This window comes from Halomonas sp. ML-15 (genome assembly GCF_014779595.1).
GTDB lineage: Bacteria > Pseudomonadota > Gammaproteobacteria > Pseudomonadales > Halomonadaceae > Franzmannia.
The window spans coordinates 2,182,672-2,199,493 of sequence record NZ_JACXZT010000019.1; the positions used below are offsets into that span (position 1 = coordinate 2,182,672).

Consider the following 16,822-nt stretch of genomic DNA (forward strand, 5'->3'; position numbering starts at 1 on the left):
GATGAGCCGACTGTTCGAGACCCGCCCCGATGACGATGGCCTGCCCGGCCGCGAGCGCCGCATTGCCGTGCTGGTGGTGATGGTCGGCACCCTGATGGCGGTGATCGATACCACCATGATCAATATCGCCCTGCCGTCGATTGCCCGCGACCTCGAGATATCCGCGGCGCGGGCGGTATGGGTGGTCAGCCTGTTCCAGATCGTCTGCGCCGCCACTCTGCTGCTGTTCGCTTCCCTCAGCGAGCTGGTCAGCCGGCGCCGGCTGTATATCGCCGGGCTAGTGGTGTTCACCCTGGCCTCGCTGGGTGCTGCCCTGTCCAATGGCCTGGAAATGCTGCTGGCATTTCGTGCCCTGCAGGGCCTCGGGGCGGCGGCTACGCTGTCGATCGGGCCATCGATCTACCGGCTGATCTTTCCCACTCGTTTGCTGGGCTCGGCGATGGGGCTCAGCGCGGTGGTGGTGGCCGCCGGCTACGCCTCGGGACCGACGCTGGGCGGGGTGATCCTGTCGTTTGCCGATTGGCCATGGCTATTTGCCCTCAATGTACCGGTAGGGCTGTTGGCGCTGACGCTGGCCGTGAGGGCGCTGCCCGCCGAGCCTCGCCGCCGCGGCGGATTCGATATCGCCGGCGCGCTGCTCTCGGCGGCGATGCTGGCCAGCTTTTTTCTGGCCATGGACGGTGCCGGTCACCAGGCGCCGTGGTGGGAAGTGCTGGGGCTGATGCTGGCAAGCCTGGTGGCCGGCTGGCTGTTTCTGCGCCGTCAGCGCCGGGCGAGCCACCCGCTGCTGCCGCTCTCCCTGTTCGATGAGCCGCGTTTCACGCTGGCGATCGTGGTCTCGGGGCTGGCCTTCGTCGGCCAGGGGCTGGCGTTTATCGCCCTGTCGTTTCTCTATCAGCAGGAGATGGGATTCTCGCCGCTGCAGACCGCCTGGCTGTTTACCCCCTGGCCACTGACCATCATGTTTGCCGCGCCCCTGGCCGGGCGCCTGGCCGACCGTTTCAATCCCAGTCTGCTCTCGACGCTGGGGCTTGGCATGCTGCTGGTCGGCCTGGTGGCGCTGGCGCTGCTGCCCCAGGGCGCCGGTATTCTCGATATTTTATGGCGCACGGCGCTGTGTGGGCTCGGCTTCGGCTTCTTCCAGGCGCCCAACAACCGCGAAATGATGAGCAGCGTCTCCAAGGCGCGTAGCAACAATGCCTCGGGGATGATGAGCACCACGCGTACCATCGGTCAGTCCCTGGGCGTGGCGCTGGTGGGGGTGTTTCTGGCGCTCGGGGCGGGCTCGGTGCAGGCCTCGCTATGGCTGGGCTGCGGGGCCTGCGCGCTGGCCGTGGTGGTCAGCCTGCGGCGTGTCCCGCTGGCGCCTGGTGCACAGGCGGCGCCTACCCAACGTGCGTCGCCGGGGCCGGACTGAAAGAGTACAATGGCGCTATTCCCGCTTTCTTCACGACGCGATTACCACGAGGCAACCACCATGAGCATTCAGGCGCAGATCGAGGACAAGCTCAAGACGCTGTCGCCCATCTGGCTGACGGTGGAGAACGAGAGCCACCGGCACAATGTGCCACCCGAGTCGGAAACCCACTTCAAGGTCACGCTGGTCTCCGAGCGCTTCGAGGGCATGATGCCGGTCAAGCGACACCAGCAGCTCTATGCGCTGCTGGCCGATGAGCTGGCCGGGCCAGTGCACGCCCTGGCGCTGCACCCCTACACCCCGGATGAGTGGCAGGCGCGCAGCGGCCAGCGGCCGGATTCGCCCGACTGCCGCGGTGGCAGCGGGGCGTGACCAGCGAGCCGCAGCGTCTGCAGTATCTGAGTGCCATGGGCGTTACCGCCTGGGTGGCACGCTACCGCCTGCCCAACGCTCAGGAAACGCCGGCCTGCGACTGGCCGGCGCCCGAGGTGCCAGAGACGCCGGCGCCGTCGCAGCGGCTGCATGCGCTGCTCGACGAGGTGCCGGCTCGCTCCCCTGCGTCGGCGCCGCAAGATCCGGATCCGCCCCCCGCCAAGCCTCCGCGGCGTGGCAAGGCGCGTGCCATGCTGGGGGTGACCGACGAGGAGCCGATCGCCGAACGCGAGCCTGACACTACCCCGCCGCCAACCACTAATGCCTCCCAAACGCCCCAGCAGGCACTGCGCTTCAGCCTGCAGATCGCTGCCCTGGAGGGCCGCTGGCTGGTGGTGCTGCCTCACGCCAGCGCGCCGGATGCCGTGTCCCGGCGTTTGTTGGCTAACCTGCTGCATGCTGCCGGGATCCATCTGGCCGAGCCGCCGGTATTCCAGGCGTTCCAATGGCCGATGATGGAGGAGCTGCCGGTGGAGGCGCCCCTCGATGAGGCCCGCGACGGCCTGCGCGCCTTCCTGGAGGGGCGTCGGCGCGGCGGTTGGCGCCCCGAGCGGCTGCTGCTGTTCGGCGAGGCACCGCCGCTGGCCCAGGTGTTGGCGATCGAGTCGGGGCACTGCGGGCTGCTGCAGCTACCTGCCTGGCAGGGCCCTTCGCTTGGTGAGCTGAGCCACGACGCCGCCGCCAAACGCGCGCTGCTGCCGCGGCTTGGCGAGTGGCGAGAGGCCTGGTTAGGCGCCGCTGACGGGTTCAGCGAGGATGAGGCCGGCAATGTTTGAGCCCTGGCTGCTGACCTTGGATGCCGACTGGTTGGAGGCGGTGGAGCGGATCGAGACCCATGGCCAGGCCCACCCCTCGTCGCGGGTGCAGCTGATGGGGGCACTCACCGACCCGCAGGGCAGCGTCTTGGGCGTTGGGCAGGGCGAGCAGGCTAGTGAAGGGCTTTGCGGTTTTGCGGTGTTGAGCCGTCAGCCCTTCGATGCCGAGCTGCAGACCATCACCGTGGCGCCTTGGGCGCGACGCCAGGGGTTGGCTGGGTGGCTGTTGACGGCGCTGATCGACGAGGCTGGCAACTGGGGCAGCGAGCGGCTGCTGCTCGAGGTGCGCGCCTCCAATCAAGCGGCGCTGGCGCTTTATCGAGGCGCCGGCTTTCGCGACGACGGCGTGCGGCGCGGCTACTATCCTCCACTCGATGGAAATGGCGCGCGGGAGGATGCGCTGCTGATGTCCTTCCCGCTCGCCGACTCCCGCGACTGAGGCTCAGGCGCCGCCGTTTCCGCTGCCGTCGAGTTCGTTGAATTTCTCCAGCAGGCCGCTGAGGCGCTGCTGCCACTCGTCGTGCTCCTGCTTCAGGCGGGCATTTTCCTCGCGCAGCTCTTCGGCCTCCATCTTGAGCATTTCGATGGCCTCGACGGCGTTGCCGACTTTCTGCTCGAGCTGATTGAAGAGTTCGATGCTCATCCTGGTCTCCTGATTCGGTTGCGGCGTCTAGGGCCCGGACGGGATGCCGGGGTCGGCCTGGGCGAAGCGTACGATGCGTGGCGCGGCTCAGCAAGCGTCGTCGGGCGACGACAGGCGATGATAGAGGCGGCCGTGGCTGTCTCCGGCGCGCACCTCGCGGTGCAGTATCCAGCTGGCGGGCACCTGGGGCGTCAGCTCGGCTTCGGTTTCCAGGTAGATCCAGGCCCGCTCGGCGAGCCAGCCGCCGCCCTCCAGCGCCGCACAGCTCGGCTCGGCAAGGCCCTGGCGAAACGGCGGGTCGAGAAACACCAGCGCATAGGGTGCCGCCGCATCGGCGGGAGCGTTGAGCAGGGCCAGGACGTCGCCGGCGGTGACCTGACCGTTGGCGCCGAGGGTGGCGAGGTTGTCGCGCAGGGCATTGGCCACGGCGGCGTCGCCTTCCACGAAGTGAGCCTGGCAACCACCCCGCGATAGCGCCTCGAGGCCTAGCGCGCCGGTACCGGCGTAGAGGTCCAGTACCCGCGCCCCGTGTGGCGCGCCGGCCAGCCAGTTGAACAGCGTCTCGCGCACCCTGTCCGGTGTGGGGCGCAGGCCAGGGCGGTCGAGTACCGGCAACAGCCGACGGCGAAATTCGCCGCCGATGATGCGCAGGCGGCCGGATGCCTTGTTGGTGCGGGCGCTGGGGCGGCGGTGAGAGGGGGAGCGGCGTCGAGTCATGGTGGCGGAATTGTACCGCCCGGCTTATCCACAGTCACCGCCGGCGGTGGTAGGATGAGCCGATTGTTTCGCGATTCTCCAGGTGCCGAGGTCAGATCACGCCCATGTTCGGATTTTTCAAGCGCAAGAAGCAGCAGGACGAGTCCCAGCAGTCGCCCAAGGATGAGCAGGCGCTCGACGAATCGCAGCACGATGAGATCCTGCAGGGCGAAGACGAGAGGGAGGCTGATCAGCCGACACCCGTCGAGGCCGCCATCGAGATAACTCCCACTGAGCATGAGCAGGCGGCGGCGCGCGAGGCGCTGGGCGATACTGCTGCCGAGCCCGAGCCCGAGCCCGAGCCCGAGCCCGAGCCCGAGCCCGAGCCCGAGCCCGAGCCGCCAGCGTTGGCCGAGAGCGATACTGCGCCGGAAAAGCGTGGCTGGCTGGCGCGTATCAAGCAGGGGCTGGGCAAGACCCGCGCCAACCTCACCGACGGCATCGCCGACCTGTTTCTGGGCAAGAAGCAGATCGACGACGACCTGATGGAGGAGCTCGAGACCCAGCTGCTGATGGCCGACGTTGGCATCGAGGCCACCAGCGAGATCATCGACAGTCTCTCGGCGCGGGTTTCGCGCAAGGAGCTGGCCGACCCCCAGGCGCTCTACCGTGCCCTCCAGGATGAGCTCAGCGCCATGCTCGATCCGGTGGCCGTGCCGCTGGCTATGCCGCCCAAGGGCGAAGGCCCCTTCGTGATCCTGATGGTCGGCGTCAACGGCGTCGGCAAGACCACTACCATCGGCAAGCTGACCAAACGTTTTCAGGCCGAAGGGCGCAGCGTGATGCTGGCCGCCGGTGACACCTTCCGTGCCGCGGCGGTGGAGCAGCTCAAGGTGTGGGGCGAGCGCAACCGCGTGCCGGTGATTGCCCAGCACACCGGTGCCGACAGCGCCTCGGTGATCTATGACGCGGTGGCCGCCGCCAAGGCCCGCAAGATCGACGTGCTGATCGCCGACACCGCCGGGCGTCTGCATAACAAGGGGCACCTGATGGAGGAGCTGAAGAAGGTCCAGCGGGTGATGGGCAAGCTCGACGCCACGGCACCCCACGAGGTGATGCTGGTGCTCGATGCCGGCACCGGCCAGAACGCCATCTCTCAGGCGACTACCTTCAACGAGGCAGTGCCGGTAACCGGCATCACCCTGACCAAGCTAGACGGTACCGCCAAGGGTGGCATCATCTTCGCCCTGGCCAAGCAACTCGGCACACCGATCCGCTATATCGGCGTCGGTGAAACCCTTGACGACCTGCGCCCCTTCGAAGCCCGAGACTTCGTCGATGCGCTGTTCGCCCGCGACGAGCAACGCTGAACCGTGATCGCCTTCGAACACGTCGGCAAGCGCTACGGCGGGCGCTTCGAGGCGCTGGCCAATATCGACTTCCAGGTCGAGCGCGGCGAGATGCTGTTTCTCACCGGCCACTCCGGTGCCGGCAAGAGTTCGCTGCTGCGGCTGATCATGCGCCTCGAACGGCCCTCCCGCGGGCGGGTGCTGGTCGCCGGTCACGACATCAACCGCCTGCACCACTCCCAGGTGCCCTTCTACCGGCGCCAGATCGGCGTGGTCTTCCAGGACCACCAGCTACTATTTGACCGCTCGATCTACCACAACGTGGCGCTGCCGTTGGAGATCCAGGGCGTCGAGCCCCGCGAGGCGGCACGGCGGGTGCGTGCCGCCCTCGACAAGGTCGGCCTGCTGCACCGTGAAAAGGCGCTACCCATCGAGCTGTCCGGCGGTGAACAACAGCGCGTCGGCATCGCCCGGGCGGTGGTCAACAAGCCGTCGCTGCTGCTTGCCGACGAGCCTACCGGTAACCTCGACCCCCAGCTCTCCGCCGACATCATGACCCTGTTCGAGGATTTCAATCGTATCGGTACCACGGTGATGATCGCCAGCCACGACCTGGCACTGATCGCGCGCCTGCGCCACCGCGTGCTGCAGCTGCGCGAGGGTCGCCTGGTGGCCGACCAGGAGGCCGCATGAGCGGTGGTGCTCAGCCAGCTCCGCGGCGTGGGGCGCGGAGCCATCAGACGCGCACCAGCAGCCGGCTGCGTAGCTGGCTGCGCCACCATCGCGCCATGTGCCTCGACAGCGCACGTCGGCTGCTGCGCCACCCTCTGGGCAGCCTGCTGACCATGCTCGCCATCGCCATTGCGTTGGTATTGCCGGCGGCGCTATGGCTGGTGCTCGACAGCGCCCGGCTGCTCGATGCCGAGCTCGATGAGAGCGCGACCCTGACCGCCTATCTCGAGGCCGGTGTCGACGAGGCACAGGCGATGCGTATCAACGAAGCGCTAGGGGCCCACCCGGAGGTGGACGCCACGCGGTTGATCACCGCCGCGGAGGGGATGGCCGAGTTTCAGGATTCGCTGGGGCTGGCCGATGCTCTGGGGCGCCTCGAGGATAATCCGTTACCGGCCAGCGTGGTGGTCTCGCCCCGCGAGACGCGACCTGACGCGGTGCGTGCGCTGGCCGACCAGCTCGAGACGGTCAGCGGTGTCGATGAGGTGCGCCTCGATCTGGCCTGGATCGAACGGCTGGCGCAGCTCGCCGAGCTGGGGCGCCGGGTGGCGCTGGCGCTGGCGGTGTTGTTCGGGCTTGGGGTACTGTTGATCGTTGGCAACACCATTCGCCTGGCGGTAGAGAGCCGTCGCCAGGAGATTCAGGTGGTGACGCTGATCGGTGCGACTCATGCCTTCGTGCGCCGCCCGTTTCTCTACAGCGGCGCCTGGTATGGCCTGGGCGGCGGTCTGCTGGCCTGGGCGCTGCTGAGCCTGGGCGGGCAGTGGCTGGCGGCCCCGGTGACGGCGCTGGCCGAGAGCTACGGCGCACACTTCAGCTTGCCGCGACTGGACGCCATGGGCTCGGCAATTCTGCTGTTTTCTAGTACACTACTTGGCCTGCTGGGGGCGTGGATTGCGGTGAGCAGACACCTCGCCGAAATGCGCCCAGAGTAGGCAGAGCGGCATCGCTGACGCCATTCGAGTGGCGCGGGCAGGCGGAACTTTGCCGGCTAGGCGGTGTCGCAGATGTGACAAGATAGTTAGGCAGCTAAACAGGGTCGTACGGTTATCCATCGTTACGTACCGGCATTCATCGAATTAGGCAATTTTGGAGACCCTCGTCACATGAGTACCCGTCTTCAGCCTGTTGGTCATCTATCTCCCGGCCACGACCTGAATGGTTATATTCAGGCGGTTAACCGTATTCCAGTACTGTCCGCGGAGGAGGAGCGCGAACTGGCGTTTCGTCTGCATGAACATAGCGATCTGGAGGCTGCACGCCGCCTGGTCATGTCGCATCTGCGCTTCGTGGTGCACATCGCACGCAGCTACTCCGGCTATGGCCTGCCTCAGGCCGATCTGATCCAGGAGGGCAACGTCGGTCTGATGAAGGCGGTCAAGCGCTTCGATCCCAATCAGGGCGTGCGCCTGGTCTCCTTCGCCGTGCACTGGATCAAGGCCGAGATACACGAGTTCGTGCTACGTAACTGGCGCATCGTCAAGATCGCCACCACCAAGGCGCAGCGTAAGCTGTTCTTCAACTTGCGCAGTGCCAAGAAGCGCCTGGCCTGGCTCAACAACGATGAAGTGGATGCCATCGCCAAGGACCTCGACGTCAAGCCCGAGGTGGTGCGTGAGATGGAAGGGCGGCTAACCGCCTATGATGCCGGCTTCGACGCCTCCCCCGGTGACGACGACGAACAGAGCTATCAGGCGCCGGTGCACTTCCTCGACGATGCTCGCTTCGACCCGGCCACCCAGCTCGAAGACAGCGACTGGGAAGAGGACTCGACCCGCCGTCTGCAGCTGGCGTTGGAAGAGCTCGACGAGCGCTCACGCGATATACTCGAGCGCCGCTGGCTTAACGAGCCCAAGGCGACGCTGCATGAGCTGGCCGATGTCTATGGCGTCTCCGCCGAGCGCATCCGTCAGCTCGAGAAGAACGCCATGAAGAAAATCAAGCTGCAGATCGGAGATGCGCTGGTAGCGTGATCAGCTACCATTCCTGATGTGCAACGCCCGGGCCAATGGTCCGGGCGTTGTCGTTGGGGCCGCTCAGGCGCGTGCCAGACTGGGCACGTCCAGCAGTAGCTGGGCCGAGAGCAGCTGCCACTGGTCTTCCCAGTACTCGGTGGGTCGGCGTCGGAAGTCGCTGCGCACGTACTGCGAGATGCGCCCCTCGGCGTGGGCCATCAGCAGATTGGCAGCCGCCGACGCGGGCATACTGGTGCGCCGCCGCTCGCGCAGCTCGGCCTCGCGCAGCACCTGCTTGAGCTGGGTCTCGAGACGCTCGAAGAGCTGATGGATGCGCAGCCGCAGCCGCGCGGTCTCGCCGGTCAGCGCATCGCCACCCAGCAGCCGGGTGAGGCCGGGGTTCTTCTCGGCGAAGCCCAGCAGCAGAGTGAGGATCTGCTGGCAGCGCGGCAGTGCTTCGGGCGTCTCATCGAGAATGCGCCGGATACGCTCGAACAGGGTCTCTTCGATAAACTCGATCAGCCCTTCGAACATCCGCGCCTTGCTCGGGAAGTGGCGGTAGAGTGCCGCCTCGGAGACGCCCACCTGGCGCGCCAGGGCGGCGATGGTGATGCGTTTGCCGCTGTCCTCTTCGAGCATCAGCGCCAGCGCCTGGAGGATCTGCTCCCGGCGGTTCGTTTTCGAATTTTCCTGCGTCATGATGTTCTTCTAATGATCCCGTTGTCCGCTCATCCTACTGTTGCCCTCGCGGCGGGGCAAACCCGTCGTGAGTCGAGTGCCGGTGGCTTACTCGCTGGCTGACGCGGTCTTGGTGATCTGGGTGCCGACCCCGGCGTTGGTGAAGATTTCCAATAGCGTGGCGTGGGGCACGCGGCCGTCGATGATATGTGCGCTGGCCACGCCGCCCTTGACTGCCTCGAGGGCGCAGCGGATCTTCGGCAGCATGCCGCCATGGATGGTGCCGTCGGCGATCAGCGCATCGACCTGCTGGGTCGACAGGCCGGTGACCACGTCCCCCTCGGCGTTCATCAGGCCGGCGACGTTGGTCAGCAGCATCAGCTTCTCTGCGCATAGTGCCTCGGCCACCTTGCCGGCGACCAGGTCGGCGTTGATGTTGTAGCTGTGCCCCGCGTGGTCGACGCCGATCGGCGCGATCACCGGAATGAAATCGCGCTCGGCGAGCATCTCGATCAGGTCGGTGGAGACATGTTCCACCTCGCCGACATGGCCGATGTCGATGATCTCAGGAACGGTCATCTCTGGGGTCTGATGATGCACCTTGAGCTGGCGCGCGCGGATCTGCGAACCGTCCTTGCCGGTCAGGCCGATGGCCTTGCCGCCGGCCTGGTTGATCAGATTGACGATGCCCTTGTTGACCAGCCCGCCGAGCACCATCTCCACCACGTCCATGGTCTCGGCGTCGGTGACCCGCATGCCGTTGACGAAGCGCGACTCGATCTTGAGCTTGGCCAGCAGGTCGCCGATCTGCGGCCCGCCGCCGTGGACCACCACCGGATTGATGCCGACCTCCTTGAGCAGCACGATGTCGCGGGCGAAGGAGTCGATCAGGGTGTCTTCTGTCATGGCGTTGCCGCCGTACTTGACCACTACGGTCTTGCCTGAGAAGCGCTGGATATAGGGCAGCGCTTCGGATAGTACCTCGACGGTCAGCTGCGGGTCGCGGGTCTGTTGGTCGGTCATCAAAGGTCCTCTGTGTACGGGTCAGTAGGGCAGTTCGACGTCCGGTGCAACCCGGGTCAGGGCTGCGCCGAACTGCGCCTGAATGCGTGCCAGGGCCGCCTCGCTCTTGCCTTCGAAGCGCAGCACCAGCACCGGTGTGGTGTTGGAGGCGCGGCACAGGCCCCAGCCGTCGGGGTAGTCGACGCGGATGCCGTCGAGGGTGGTCTTGATGCCGTCGTTGCCGAAGTCACCCTCGCGGGCCAGGCGCTCGACGATGTCGAACTTGGTCTCGTCGGTCACCGTGATATTGAGCTCCGGCGTGCCGAGGTCCTGGGGGAAGCGGGCGAAGTAGGTGTCGGCATCGTCGCCCTGCTTGGAGAGGATCTCGAGCAGTCGTGCGGCGCCGTAGAGGCCGTCGTCGAAGCCGTACCAGCGCTCCTTGAAGAAGATATGGCCGCTCATTTCGCCGGCCAGCAGGGCGCCGGTCTCCTTCATGCGCGCCTTGATCAGCGAGTGGCCGGTGCGCCACATCTCCGGGGTGCCACCGGCGGCCTCGACCACCTGGGCCAGGTTGCCGGTGCACTTGACGTCGAAGATCACCTTGCCTCCCGGGTTGCGGGAGAGCATGTCCTCGGCGAAGGCCATCATCAGTCGGTCGGGGTAGATCAGCTCGCCGGCGGGAGTGATCACGCCGAGGCGGTCGCCGTCGCCGTCGAAGGCCAGGCCGATGTCGGCGCCGGTCTCCTTGACGGTGCGAATCAGGTCGACCAGGTTCTCGGGCTTGCCGGGATCCGGGTGGTGGTTGGGGAAGGTGCCGTCGATCTCGGCGAATAGCGGGATCATCTCGGCGCCAAGCGCTTCGATCAGCTTGGGACCCAGTTCGCCGGCCACGCCGTTGCCGCAGTCGACCACCGCCTTGAGCGGGCGCGCGAGGCTGACGTCGCCGAGAATCCGCGCCAGGTAGGCGTCACGCACGTCCTGCTCGCTTACACTGCCCTGGCCGTCGCTCAGGTCGTTGTCGACGATGCGCTGGTAGAGGGCGGTGATGGCGTCGCCGGACAGCGTCTCGCCGCCGAGCACGATCTTGAAACCGTTGTAGTCGGGGGGATTGTGGCTGCCGGTGACCATCACCCCGGACTGGGTGCCCTCGATCACATGGGTGGCGTAGTAGAGCACCGGGGTCGGCACCATGCCGATATCGATCACGTCGCGCCCGGCGGCGGTCAGGCCGCGAGTCAGGGCCGCCGTCAGGCGCGGCCCGGAGAGCCGGCCGTCACGGGCGACGACCACCGTCGATTCGCCGCGGGCGGCGGCTTCACTGCCGATGGCGCGGCCAATCAGTTCGACACTCGTTTCGGTCAAGGTCTCGTCGACGATGCCGCGGATGTCGTAGGCGCGGAAGATCGAGGCCGGGACGGCGATGTTCTGTTCAGGGGTCATGGGCAATTCCTTTTTGCGTTATCCGGGGGTCAGTGGCGACCGGAGCTGCCGAAGCCGCCATCGCCACGCAGGCTGGTGTCGAAGTCGTCGACGACCTCGAGCTCGGCCTGCACCACAGGTACAAGCACGTACTGTGCCAGGCGCTCGAAGGGCTCCAGCGTGAAGGCTGCCGTGCCGCGGTTCCACACCGAGATCATCAGCTCGCCTTGGTAGTCGGAGTCGATCAAGCCGACCAGGTTGCCAAGCACGATGCCATGCTTATGCCCCAGACCGGAGCGGGGCAGGATCATCCCGGCCAGACTTGGGTCGGCAATATGCACGGCGAGCCCGGTGCGCACCAGCTCGCACTGGCCGGGGGCCAGCGTCAGCGGGGCGTCGAGCAGGGCGCGCAGGTCCATGCCGGCGGAGCCCTGGGTGGCGTAGTGGGGCAGCGGAAACTCACGGACTCGCTGGTCGAGGATCTTGACGGCGAGGCGGGGACGGTCTGCGGGTGCGGTCATGATGTGTCCTGAAGGTGCTATTCGCTGGCCTGTCGAGCGATCAGCCGCTCGAGCAGGTGGCGGAGGATGGTGTCGGCCAGTTCGGCCTTGGTGAGCGTCGCGGTTTGGTGACACCCGGGTGTCGTCGAATCGGCTCGTCGCCACAGCAGCAGAGCAGCGTTGTGGTCGGCGCCGAAGCCCTGGCCGGCCAGCGACACGTCGTTGGCAACGATCATGTCGAGGCCCTTGCGGGTCAGCTTGTCGACGGCGTAGCGCTCGAGTTCCTGGGTCTCGGCGGCGAAGCCGACGACCAGCGGGCGCTCGGTGGCGGGCAGGGCCGCCACCGCGGCGATAATGTCGGGGTTCTTGACCAGCTCGAGGGTCAGGCCGTCGGCGTCGTCGCGCTTCTTGAGCTTGTGCGCCGCGGGCGCGGCGGCGCGGTAGTCGGCCACCGCGGCACAGCCGATAAAGGCGTCGCTGTCGACCGCCAGGCGCAGTGCGGCAGCGTGCATCTGCTCGGCGGTCTCGACGTCGATACGCTCCACGCCCGGCGGCGTGGCCAGGCTCACCGGGCCGCTGATCAAGCGCACCCGAGCGCCCAGGCGCGCGGCGCTGGCGGCCAGCGCGTAGCCCATCTTGCCGGAGCTCTGATTGGTCAGGTAGCGCACCGGGTCGAGCGGTTCGCGAGTCGGCCCGGCGGTCAGGGTGATGGTCAGCCCGGTGGCGGGGCCCCTCTCGCCCGGGGCCGACGTGAGCGCAGCCACGATTTCTTCGGGTTCGAGCATGCGCCCCGGGCCGACATCGCCACACGCCTGGTCGCCGGCATCGGGGCCGAGCAGCTGCCAGCCGTCGGCGGCAAGCTGTTCGGCGTTGCGCTGCGTCGCCGGGTGGCGCCACATCGCCTGGTTCATGGCTGGGGCCATCACGCGGCGCGCTTCGCTGGCCAGGTTCAAGGTGGTCAGCAGGTCGTCGGCATGGCCGTGGGCGAGACGCGCCATCAGGTCGGCGGTGGCCGGCGCGATCAGCAGGGTGTCGGCCCAGCGCGCCAGCTCGATGTGGCCCATGCCAGCCTCGGCGTCGGGGTCGAGCAGCGAGGTGCGTACCGCCTCGCCGGTCAGCGCCTGCAGCGTCAGCGGGGTGATAAAGGCCTGGGCGCCGTCGGTCATCACGACTCGCACCTCGGCGCCAGACTTCTTGAGTAGCCTGGCGAGGTGGGCACTCTTGTAGGCGGCGATACCGGCACTGATGCCGAGCAGGATGCGCTGGCCGAGTAGCGATGACATGGCAGCTTCCAAGCAGCTGTGGGGAGCCCCTTACCTTACCATTGGCGCCGCTTTTTGCGTAGCCGGGCGCTCGGCGTGCGGCGCGCTACACTTAATGGCAAAACGCTTATATTCATGTGTCGCTTCTTGCCGACAGGTCGTCGCAGGTGGCGGATCATTCAGCTTGGCAGAGCAGGGAGGCATCGATGTCGATTCGAGACTGGCCGGAGGGTGAGCGGCCGCGGGAGAAACTGCTGGCACTGGGCTCGGAAGCGCTCTCGGATGCCGAGCTGCTGGCGATCTTCCTGCGCGTGGGGGTCAAGGGGCGCTCGGCGGTGGACCTGGCTCGCGACCTGCTGGGGGCGTTCGGCGGGCTGCGTCCGCTGCTGGAGGCCGAGCGCGAGCGCTTCTGCGCCGAGCACGGACTGGGCGAGGCCAAGTACGTGCAGCTACAGGCGGTGCTCGAGCTGTCGCGGCGCCATCTGGCCAGCCAGCTGGAGCGCGGCGGGGCGCTGACCTCGCCGAGCCTGGTCAGGGCCTTTCTCTCGGCCCACCTGCGCCATCTGGGTCACGAGGAGTTCGCGGCGCTGTTCCTGGACACCCAGCATCGGGTGATCCGCTTCGAGTCGCTGTTTCGCGGCACCCTCGACAGCGCTTCGGTCTACCCGCGCGAGGTGGCGCGGCGGGCGCTGGAGCTGGGCGCCGGGGCGATCATCTTCGCCCACAACCACCCCTCCGGGGTCGCCGAGCCCTCTGATGCCGACCGGCGCATCACCGAGCGGCTGACCACGGCGCTGGGTCTGTTCGAGATTCGCGTGCTGGACCATTTCGTTGTCGGTGACGGTGAGGTAATATCCTTCGCCGAACGCGGGTGGCTGTAGAGGTGCGGTCGGCGGTGCAGGGTGGCAATGTTTTCGCAGTAAACAGCATCGCTCGGAACTGATCCGGCGACAGGCCTACGAGGAGGCGCTGTAAACCCGTCCCTGGGCGCTACCTTGCGCCATCCATGGCGCAAACCTCCTCTTCGGCCTGTCCCCGGCGTTCCTTGCTTAGTGGGTGCCGCGGATAGTCCGGCAATATTTGGCACGCTGCTTGCCGTTTATCGTAGCGTCTGGTATAAAGTGCACCCTTTAGAATTCCCTTGGGTTAAATAAGGGGGCAGGCAGCGGTTATCAGCCGCTCTACCGGCCCGGTTTGCCCGACAGGTTTTGAACACTCAGGTCTTGAACACCTGGCCAAGCGGTTGGAGGCTCCCATGTCCAAAGTATGTCAGGTTACCGGCAAGCGCCCGGTGACTGGTAATAACGTATCGCACTCCCAGCGCAAGACGCGTCGCCGTTTCTTGCCTAACCTGCATTCCCACCGTTTCTGGTTGGAGTCAGAGAAGCGCTTCGTCAAGCTGCGCATCTCCTCCAAGGGTATGCGTATCATCGACAAGAAGGGTATCGAGGCGGTGATCGCCGATATCCGTAAGCGCGGCGACCGCGTTTAAGCGAATTCCAGGGAGAACGAGTCATGCGCGACAAGATCAGAATGGTGTCCAGCGCCGGTACCGGCCACTTCTACACCACTGACAAGAACAAGCGGAACACTCCGGACAAGCTTGAAATGAAAAAGTTTGACCCGGTGGTTCGCAAGCACGTGATGTACAAGGAAGCCAAGATCAAGTAATCGATCTGCTGGCCTCCACAGGCGCAAGCCTGACGCTGAACCCGGCCCGGTGCCGGGTTTTCGCGTCTCTGGTTGCGCCTCAGCCCCGCCGACGATTGCCGAGACGAGACGCCGCCATGCCCGAGCTACCCGAGGTCGAGACCACTCGCCGCGGCCTTGCGCCCCACGTTGAGGGGCGTGAGATCCGCGAGGTGATCGTGCGCGAGCGGCGCCTGCGTACGCCGGTGCCGGAGGGGCTGGAAAACGCCCTGATCGGTGCGCGTATCGGCGCCCTGGGTCGGCGTGCCAAGTACCTGCTGGTGCCGCTTTCGGGGGGCGAGTCGGCGGCCGAGCGCACCCTGCTGTGGCATCTCGGCATGTCCGGTAGCCTGCGGGTGGCACGTCTCGGCGACCTGCCGCGCAAGCACGATCATGTGGATCTGGTGCTCGAGGGGGGCGCCATCCTGCGCTATCACGATCCGCGCCGCTTCGGCTTCGTCGACTGGCTGGCCGGCAACGTACTGAGCGACCCGCGGCTGGCGCGTCTTGGCCCTGAGCCCTTGTCGCCAGACTTCAACGGCGAGCGGCTATATGCCATGTCCCGTGGCCGGCGCATCAGCGTCAAGCCGTTCCTGATGGATAACGCGGTGGTGGTGGGTGCAGGCAATATCTACGCCAGTGAAGCACTGTTCCTGGCGGGCATCGATCCACGTCGCGCCGCTGGGCGCATCTCCCGCGAGCGCTACCAGCGCCTCGCCGACGCGGTGCGCGAGGTGTTGGCGGCGGCCATCACCCAGGGGGGGACCACCCTGCGTGACTTCGTCAGCGGCACCGGCGAGCCGGGCTACTTTGCCCAGCGTCTCAACGTCTATGGGCGCGACGGGCAGCCCTGTCGGCGCTGCGGCGCCGAGCTCAGGCTGATTACCCTCGGTCAGCGTGCCAGCGTTTTCTGCGGCCGCTGTCAGACCTGATGGCGACATTCGATCGCCGTCATAGCCTCCGCCGGTAACCGAAAAGTCCCGCGTGAATGCTAGAATGCCCCCTATTAGCTTGATACCTATCGTTGGAGATATTCGTGACTGAACGCCTGCGCTTGAAGAAGAATGCCGACCGCCGCCTCAAGGCGGGGCATCTGTGGCTCTACTCCAACGAGGTCGACATCGAGGCGACGCCGCTCAAGGGCTTCGAACCTGGCGCCCAGGCGGTGATCGAGGCCGCCAACGGCAGGGCGATGGGGGTGGCCTACGTCAACCCGCATTCGCTGATCTGCGCCCGGGTGGTATCGCGCGACCCCGACGTGCGCCTCGACCGCTCGCTGCTGGTGCATCGCTTCAAGCAAGCGCTTGGCCTGCGTCAGCGGCTGTACGCCAAACCCTTCTACCGCCTGGTGCACGGCGAGGGCGATCTGCTGCCCGGCCTGATCGTCGACCGCTTCGACGACGTGCTGGTGGTACAGCTCAACACCCTGGGCATGGAGCGACTCGGCGAAGAGGTGATTGCCGCCCTCGACAAGGTGCTGTCACCGCGGGCGATCGTGTTCAAGAACGACTCCTCCGGGCGTCGCCAGGAGCAGCTCGAGCGCCACGTCGAGGTGGTTCATGGCGAGCTGCCCGAGCAGGTGCTGCTCGAGGAGAACGGCGTACGCTTCGTGGCGCCGGTGTTGAACGGTCAGAAAACCGGCTGGTTCTACGACCACCGCGCCAACCGCGCCTGGCTCAATGGTCTGGTGGCCGGCAAGCGCGTGCTTGATGTGTTCAGCTACGTGGGCGGCTGGGGGGTTCAGGCCGCGGCCAGCGGTGCCAGTGAGGTGCTGTGTATCGATTCCTCCGGCGAGGCGCTGGAGCGCGTCGCCGAGAATGCCGCACTCAACGGCGTGGCCGAGCAGGTGGCGATCGGCGAGGGCGACGCCTTCGAAGTGCTGGCCGCGCTCAAGGCCGAGGGTGAGCAGTTCGACGTGGTGATTCTCGATCCGCCGGCCTTTATCAAGAAGCGCAAGGACATCCCCAACGGCGAACGCGCCTATTCGCGCCTCAATCGCGAGGCGATGCGCCTGCTGGGACGCGATGGCCTGCTGCTCTCGGCGTCGTGCTCCATGCACCTGGCCCCGGAGCGGCTGGTCGAGTGCGTGCGCGGCGCGGTGCGTCATCAGGATCGTCACGGCCAGGTCATCTACCAGGGCCACCAGGGGCCGGATCATCCGGTGCATCCGGCGATTCCCGAGACCGCATATCTAAAAGCGCTCGGCGTCCGCGTCTTCCGGGATTGAGGAAAA

20 protein-coding genes are annotated in these 16,822 nt (G+C 66.6%); 13 read left to right on the plus strand and 7 right to left on the minus strand.

The genetic code is table 11. The features are described 5' to 3' along the window. Nucleotide 1 precedes the first annotated feature (1 nt). The 4 genes from IEI94_RS21905 to IEI94_RS21920 are packed head-to-tail and all read left to right on the plus strand — an operon-like array spanning nt 2 to nt 3,103. A complete protein-coding gene (locus IEI94_RS21905; RefSeq protein ID WP_191169397.1) occupies nt 2-1,417 on the plus strand; it encodes an MFS transporter in 1,416 nt (471 codons plus the stop codon). Nucleotides 1,418-1,477: 60 nt separating this feature from the next. Next, nucleotides 1,478-1,789: a BolA family protein gene (locus IEI94_RS21910; protein ID WP_191169400.1), complete on the plus strand. Its 312-nt coding sequence runs from the start codon at nt 1,478-1,480 to the stop codon at nt 1,787-1,789. Next, nucleotides 1,786-2,625 (plus strand): hypothetical protein, encoded by an 840-nt coding sequence (locus tag IEI94_RS21915; protein ID WP_191169402.1) that lies wholly within the window; start codon nt 1,786-1,788, stop codon nt 2,623-2,625. The genes IEI94_RS21910 and IEI94_RS21915 overlap by 4 nt, the downstream gene beginning before the upstream one ends. Continuing rightward, nucleotides 2,618-3,103, plus strand: a complete 486-nt coding sequence (locus IEI94_RS21920; protein ID WP_191169404.1) for a GNAT family N-acetyltransferase — start codon at nt 2,618-2,620, stop codon at nt 3,101-3,103. Before IEI94_RS21915 ends, IEI94_RS21920 begins: the two co-directional genes overlap by 8 nt. A gap of 3 nt (nt 3,104-3,106) precedes the next feature. Here the strand turns inward: IEI94_RS21920 and IEI94_RS21925 are convergent, their stop codons facing one another. Together IEI94_RS21925 and rsmD are read right to left on the minus strand one after the other, a co-directional pair. Beyond that, entirely contained in the window at nt 3,107-3,307 is a 201-nt protein-coding gene (locus IEI94_RS21925; protein ID WP_191169406.1) for a cell division protein ZapB, read from the minus strand. An 87-nt stretch (nt 3,308-3,394) separates the two neighbouring features. Then, nucleotides 3,395-4,024, minus strand: coding sequence for a 16S rRNA (guanine(966)-N(2))-methyltransferase RsmD (gene rsmD / locus IEI94_RS21930; RefSeq protein WP_191169408.1), 630 nt, complete (start codon nt 4,022-4,024; stop codon nt 3,395-3,397). Nucleotides 4,025-4,128: 104 nt separating this feature from the next. On the opposite strand from rsmD, the gene ftsY reads away from it, so the two are divergent. The 4 genes from ftsY (at nt 4,129) to rpoH (ending at nt 8,057) form a co-directional block, all read left to right on the plus strand. After that, a complete protein-coding gene (gene ftsY, locus IEI94_RS21935) occupies nt 4,129-5,373 on the plus strand; it encodes a signal recognition particle-docking protein FtsY (protein WP_191169410.1) in 1,245 nt (414 codons plus the stop codon). A 3-nt stretch (nt 5,374-5,376) separates the two neighbouring features. Beyond that, nucleotides 5,377-6,045 carry a cell division ATP-binding protein FtsE gene (gene ftsE, locus IEI94_RS21940; protein ID WP_089658937.1) on the plus strand — a complete coding sequence of 223 codons (669 nt, stop codon included), beginning with the start codon at nt 5,377-5,379 and terminating at the stop codon, nt 6,043-6,045. After that, nucleotides 6,042-7,019: a permease-like cell division protein FtsX gene (gene ftsX / locus IEI94_RS21945; RefSeq protein WP_191169412.1), complete on the plus strand. Its 978-nt coding sequence runs from the start codon at nt 6,042-6,044 to the stop codon at nt 7,017-7,019. Before ftsE ends, ftsX begins: the two co-directional genes overlap by 4 nt. A 171-nt stretch (nt 7,020-7,190) precedes the next feature. Next, nucleotides 7,191-8,057, plus strand: coding sequence for an RNA polymerase sigma factor RpoH (rpoH, locus tag IEI94_RS21950; RefSeq protein WP_191169414.1), 867 nt, complete (start codon nt 7,191-7,193; stop codon nt 8,055-8,057). 63 nt (nt 8,058-8,120) lie between these two features. Here the strand turns inward: rpoH and slmA are convergent, their stop codons facing one another. From slmA to coaBC, 5 genes are all read right to left on the minus strand, one after another. Beyond that, nucleotides 8,121-8,738, minus strand: a complete 618-nt coding sequence (slmA, locus tag IEI94_RS21955) for a nucleoid occlusion factor SlmA (protein WP_191169416.1) — start codon at nt 8,736-8,738, stop codon at nt 8,121-8,123. Nucleotides 8,739-8,825: 87 nt separating this feature from the next. Further along, nucleotides 8,826-9,740 (minus strand): acetylglutamate kinase, encoded by a 915-nt coding sequence (argB, locus tag IEI94_RS21960; RefSeq protein WP_191169418.1) that lies wholly within the window; start codon nt 9,738-9,740, stop codon nt 8,826-8,828. Between the two features lie 21 nt (nt 9,741-9,761). Next, nucleotides 9,762-11,159, minus strand: a complete 1,398-nt coding sequence (locus IEI94_RS21965) for a phosphomannomutase/phosphoglucomutase (RefSeq protein ID WP_191169419.1) — start codon at nt 11,157-11,159, stop codon at nt 9,762-9,764. A 29-nt stretch (nt 11,160-11,188) separates the two neighbouring features. Then, nucleotides 11,189-11,659: a dUTP diphosphatase gene (gene dut / locus IEI94_RS21970; protein WP_191169421.1), complete on the minus strand. Its 471-nt coding sequence runs from the start codon at nt 11,657-11,659 to the stop codon at nt 11,189-11,191. A 17-nt stretch (nt 11,660-11,676) separates the two neighbouring features. Continuing rightward, nucleotides 11,677-12,921: a bifunctional phosphopantothenoylcysteine decarboxylase/phosphopantothenate--cysteine ligase CoaBC gene (gene coaBC, locus IEI94_RS21975; protein WP_191169423.1), complete on the minus strand. Its 1,245-nt coding sequence runs from the start codon at nt 12,919-12,921 to the stop codon at nt 11,677-11,679. A 185-nt stretch (nt 12,922-13,106) separates the two neighbouring features. Here coaBC and radC point away from each other — a divergent pair, with 185 nt between their 5' ends. From radC to IEI94_RS22000, 5 genes are all read left to right on the plus strand, one after another. Continuing rightward, on the plus strand, nt 13,107-13,781 hold the full coding sequence (gene radC / locus IEI94_RS21980; protein WP_191169425.1) for a RadC family protein: 675 nt from the start codon (nt 13,107-13,109) through the stop codon (nt 13,779-13,781). A 374-nt stretch (nt 13,782-14,155) separates the two neighbouring features. After that, nucleotides 14,156-14,392 carry a 50S ribosomal protein L28 gene (gene rpmB, locus IEI94_RS21985; RefSeq protein WP_191169428.1) on the plus strand — a complete coding sequence of 79 codons (237 nt, stop codon included), beginning with the start codon at nt 14,156-14,158 and terminating at the stop codon, nt 14,390-14,392. A gap of 23 nt (nt 14,393-14,415) precedes the next feature. After that, nucleotides 14,416-14,571 carry a 50S ribosomal protein L33 gene (rpmG, locus tag IEI94_RS21990; protein WP_021819788.1) on the plus strand — a complete coding sequence of 52 codons (156 nt, stop codon included), beginning with the start codon at nt 14,416-14,418 and terminating at the stop codon, nt 14,569-14,571. A gap of 116 nt (nt 14,572-14,687) precedes the next feature. Continuing rightward, complete coding sequence (gene mutM, locus IEI94_RS21995; protein ID WP_191169430.1) at nt 14,688-15,521, plus strand: bifunctional DNA-formamidopyrimidine glycosylase/DNA-(apurinic or apyrimidinic site) lyase; 834 nt, start codon at nt 14,688-14,690, stop codon at nt 15,519-15,521. 104 nt (nt 15,522-15,625) lie between these two features. Next, nucleotides 15,626-16,816 (plus strand): class I SAM-dependent rRNA methyltransferase, encoded by a 1,191-nt coding sequence (locus IEI94_RS22000; protein WP_191169432.1) that lies wholly within the window; start codon nt 15,626-15,628, stop codon nt 16,814-16,816. Nucleotides 16,817-16,822: the final 6 nt, after the last annotated feature.